Origin of the sequence: Sandarakinorhabdus sp. (assembly GCF_032115815.1) — a bacterium.
Taxonomy (GTDB): domain Bacteria; phylum Pseudomonadota; class Alphaproteobacteria; order Sphingomonadales; family Sphingomonadaceae; genus Sandarakinorhabdus.
Genome location: NZ_JAUMBI010000056.1, coordinates 1 through 4,404, shown reverse-complemented (window position 1 = coordinate 4,404; position 4,404 = coordinate 1). Strand labels below are relative to the sequence as shown.

Genomic DNA, 4,404 nt, shown 5'->3' with positions numbered 1-4,404 from the left:
CAGCACGCGATTGCCGGTGCTGGTCGTCTTGGCAAAGTCGCCGCTGGCCATGGTGATGGCGCTGGCGTGACGGGCCTTGCTGATGGCGTCCGCACGGTCAGTCGGCTGCCCGTTGCAGATATACATTTCGGTCGCCGTGGCGATGGTATCAAGCGGCGCGTCCTGCACCGCCTGGGAGGCGAATTTGGCCATATGTGGCTCCTCTTAAGTGGTGCGACGGCGACGCGGCGCCGGGGTAGCGACCGGCGCGGCTGTGACCGATAGAGCGGGGACTTCCACACCCGCCGCATCGTCATCAGCCACGCCGGCACGCACCAGCGCGTCGGCAATATCGGCAGCAAAGCTGGCAGTCTCGCCCGCGTTATACTGCTGCCAATGCTGCTTGAAGCGCACGGCCTTCATGATCAGGCCGGCAGACGGGTGGCACCACCCAGCACGGCAACCGCAGACAGCGCCGCCGTATCCGTGTTGGCCGCCGACAGATCGGGCGTGAAGTTCAGGCGCACATAACGCTTGGCACCCGACAGGTTCACGTCCAGTTCGACAACGCCGGTCACAGTGCCGCCGCCGCCGGGCCCGGTCGCAACCACGCCGTTGGCGCGGGTGGCAAAGGTGCCGGCGTCCGAAAGGCCGCTGTTGTCGCCGTCCTGCACCGTCATCGCAACAGACAGGGTGTTGGTGGCACCCAGCGTCGTGGTGAACGGCACGGCAAAGACAGCCGACTGCGGCCAGCCAAGCGCGGCGCGATCGATGATCACGCCCGTAACAGCGGTGTTGTCGCCGCTGCCGCCAGCAGTGGCGGCGGTGTTGGCAGCAGCGCGTGCAACGCTGATCTTGCTGCCGATGTTTTCAATTTCAACAGTGCTCATGGGTTTGCCCTTTCATGGCAAAAAAGGGGGCAGCCAAAGCCACCCCCTCAATCAGGCTCACGGTGCCCAGGTCACGCCGGTCAGGATGGCAATGGCCGGCAGATGGCGCAGCGCAAAGTCATGCTTGGCGATGGCGCGAACCACCGTTTCATCACGGCTGAACGATGCCTGCAGGTTGTTGCCCGCATCGCGGTAGGCGGCCTCGGTCGAGATCGCCAGTTCGATGCCCTGCTGCTCACCCACAACCACGTGCGCAAAGTCGGCGAGATAAATCTCGCTTTCGCTGCTGCCGAGGTTGATCGGCACGTTGGTGGTCGTGCGATAGGGCTTGCCGCGCAGCTGACCGTTCTGCATTTCGGGGAAGGCATAATTGCCGTTCCCGTCGCGCAGGTTCATCAGATACATCATGGTGCGCGGCGCGAAGATCCAGCCCGGACGAACCATCGGGATATTCGCGTTCAGCAGCGCCAGTTCCAGCCGGCCAAGGTCGTTGGTGACGTTGGTGAGGTTCACCGTGTTGTTGGCGGCCAGGATGTTGGTCGTCTCGAACGCGGTGCCGATGAGCTGGTTGCGCATGCCCAGCGGGGTGAACTGCGTGCCGGCGCCGCGAATGAACGCCAAGTCCATGCGGGTGGCCAGCGACAGCACCAGATCATCACGCACCACCGCATCGGCCTGCGTGGAGGCCGACTGCAGCAGGTCGTTGCTGATCGGAACCAAGGCCGCCAGCTTCTTGCTGGACAGCTTGATCTGGCCAAACTGCACACCCGTGGCCGGCACGTCCTGCGTTTCGCCGATATAGTTGGCGGTGGTGCCAACAGCGATGCGGTTCATCGTCAGGTTGCCGTTGTCCATCGGCATGATGACAGGCTGGAAGCTCATCACCACCGAGGCGGGGCGCAGCAGTTCGATCAGTTCGCCGCTGACATCTTCCGGGATCAGGAAGCCGCCAGCACCGCCGGTCAGACCGGACTGCTGGGCGAACAGGCCCGAATGGCCCCAGCGTTCAGCAACGGCCACGGCAGTGTTGCGGTCGCCACCAGCGGCGGCCAGCGCACGCATGGCAGCACCAAAGCGCAGGCCCTTTTCCGCCTTGGGAGCGGCCGGCACGGTCGGGCGCACATCAGCGGCCGGCGCGGCAACAGGCGCAGCGGGCGCCTTCAGCGTGGCGACGGCAGCAACGGCCTTTTCGTGGCGGCTGATCTGGCCATCCAGATCGGCAATTTCCGCTTCAATCGAAGCGAACAGTTCGGCATCATTCACGGCGGCAGACAGCGCGTTCACCTTGGATGCGCGCTGCTCGCGGAGGGCTTGCACAGACATGCCCTGTCTCCTTCTTTTCAACAGCCGGGAAACGCCGGCACGTCCCTGATGCGCAGCGCGCAATCAGCCCTTCAGAGCCGCCAAACGCGCCTTGCGCTTGCGAAGCTCAATCTCTGCAGTGTCGTCATTGGCCGCGACCGGCGCGGCAGGTTCATCGTCTGGAACCGGCGCGACGGCAGCCGGCGCGTTGTCAAAGGCGCTCAGGTCGAACGCCAGCGCCTTGGCCTGCTTGGGTGCATCGCCGGCCTTTTCAGTGGCCAAGCCCAGCGCAATGGCCTCGTCAGCGTCGAACCATGTCTCAGCCGACAGCGCGGCCTTCCAGTCGTAATCGCCATTCTTGCCGGCAAACAATTCCACCTGCTGCGCGTCCAGCTTTTCCAGCACGGCGGCCTGTTTCATCAGTTCGTCAGCGTTGCCGGCGGTGATCGTCCAGGCCTTGTGCACCATGATCATCGAGCCTTGGGCCATGACCACCCGATCAGCCGCGGCAGTCAGGAAGCCGGCGGCGCTGGCGGCATAGCCGTCAACGTGCACCACCACTTCGCCCGGATAGGCGCGGATGGCGTTGGCCATCGCAATCCCGGCAAAGGCATCACCGCCCGGCGAATTGATGCGGACGTGAACGCGCTCGGCGGACATGCCCTGCAGCGCGCGCACAAACGCCTCGGCCGATGCGCCGCCCAGCCATGCCGCGTCGGCATCACTCGACACGATCACGTCATAGACCAGCAGCACCGGCTCATCGCCGGCACGCGCCACGATGCCCGCGCCCTTGCCCGCGTTGGCGCGATAAAAGGCGAACAGCTTATTCATTGGCCGCGCCCTCCTGTTGCGTCGGTGCGCCGGCCAGCGGCGCTGCATCATCACCGCCCGGAACCGGCGGCAGGTTGAAGCGCCCGCGCGCTTCGTTCTGTGTCATGATTGGACGCTCGCCAGCCCGGCCCACGCCCGTGCGCAGCGCGTCCATGAAATCCTTGAAGCTCGGCCGCTCCAGATCGCTGGTGTCGAACTCGCAAAAATTGCCGCCGCGCCGAAACAGCTTGCGGTTGAACTCGTTTGTGATCGCGTGCAGGTGCCGGCGCAGGGTGTAGCGGACAAAGCCGCTGCCCATCGCCTCGACGCCGCTGCCCCAACTGGTCGTCTTTTCGTTGTGCCCGATCATGAACGGCGGCACGCCATAGATGCGCGCGATTTCTTCAACTTGGAACTTGCGGCTTTCCAGAAGCTGCGCATCTTCCGGCGTGACCGTCAGCGTCTTGGCATCAGCGCCGCCATAAAGCAGCAGCGGCACAAAGCTGTTGCGCACGCCGCCATAACGCTCGGCCATCTGCTCGCGCGCCAGCTTCATTTCATCTGGGCTGGGCTTGGCCGGCGACGTGATCACCACGCCCGGCATCATGCCGTTGACGAAAAACTGCCCGGTCTGCTGCTGCGCCGAAAGCGCCACGCCGCCCGCGCTGCGCAGCTCGAACTGCAAGACGCTGGGGCTGGCGATGCCATCAAAGCCATCGCCCGGCACGTGAATGAAATCATCCTGGTCGTAATACTCAACGGCAAGATTGATGCTCTTGGCGTCAGGGAAAACCCCATAAACCAAGCGGCCATCCATCATTTCATAGGTCACAACACGCGACTTGCTGACCGGACGCAGGCCCATCACGTCGCCGGCCCGGTTGCGCAAGATCGCAGCATAGGCATCGCCGTGATACAGCCGCGACCGCATCAGGTGATCCCACCCGGCCGCCGCGCTCCATTGCGGCGCCCATTGTTCATTCAGCAGCCACCACAATGGGTCGCCCCAAAGCTGGCTCTTGGCGCCGTTGGTGAAGTCCATCGAATAGATGTTCATCGGCAGCGACGAAACCGCGCCAGCCAACAGCTTCACGCAGGCGTTGATCGCCGCCACGCTTTGCGCCGTCTGCTCAGTGACAGCCGGCAGGCCCGCACTGCCCGGCGCGTTCAGCGTGACAAAGCTGCCACCGCCCACGCGCTGCACCGCGCCAGAAGGCAGCCTGTCCATTTTCGCGCTCGGCCCGGTGCCGAACAACCAATCAGCCCAACTCACAGGAAAGCAAACCCGGCTTCGGCGGCGGCTTCCTTCGTCATCGTCGCTGCTCCTATCGCCATTGCCAGCGCGACCATGCCATCGATGCGGCCGGTCGATTTGGACTTGTCCAATTTCCTGTTGCCGCTTGGGTCACTCACAGAGACC

General features: G+C 64.2%; 6 protein-coding genes. All 6 read right to left on the bottom strand.

What is annotated here, in order from left to right:
* The coding region (locus RT662_RS03370) for a hypothetical protein (protein WP_313669154.1) at nt 1-192 on the bottom strand (192 nt) is incomplete at its 3' end.
* A 12-nt stretch (nt 193-204) separates the two neighbouring features.
* On the bottom strand, nt 205-402 hold the full coding sequence (locus RT662_RS03365) for a hypothetical protein (RefSeq protein ID WP_313669152.1): 198 nt from the start codon (nt 400-402) through the stop codon (nt 205-207).
* A 2-nt stretch (nt 403-404) separates the two neighbouring features.
* Entirely contained in the window at nt 405-869 is a 465-nt protein-coding gene (locus RT662_RS03360; protein ID WP_313669151.1) for a hypothetical protein, read from the bottom strand.
* A 57-nt stretch (nt 870-926) separates the two neighbouring features.
* Complete coding sequence (locus RT662_RS03355; protein ID WP_313669150.1) at nt 927-2,192, bottom strand: phage major capsid protein; 1,266 nt, start codon at nt 2,190-2,192, stop codon at nt 927-929.
* A gap of 63 nt (nt 2,193-2,255) precedes the next feature.
* Nucleotides 2,256-3,005 carry a head maturation protease, ClpP-related gene (locus RT662_RS03350; RefSeq protein WP_313669148.1) on the bottom strand — a complete coding sequence of 250 codons (750 nt, stop codon included), beginning with the start codon at nt 3,003-3,005 and terminating at the stop codon, nt 2,256-2,258.
* Nucleotides 2,998-4,212, bottom strand: coding sequence for a phage portal protein (locus RT662_RS03345; protein ID WP_313669146.1), 1,215 nt, complete (start codon nt 4,210-4,212; stop codon nt 2,998-3,000). The genes RT662_RS03350 and RT662_RS03345 overlap by 8 nt, the downstream gene beginning before the upstream one ends.
* Between the last annotated feature and the right edge of the window lie 192 nt (nt 4,213-4,404).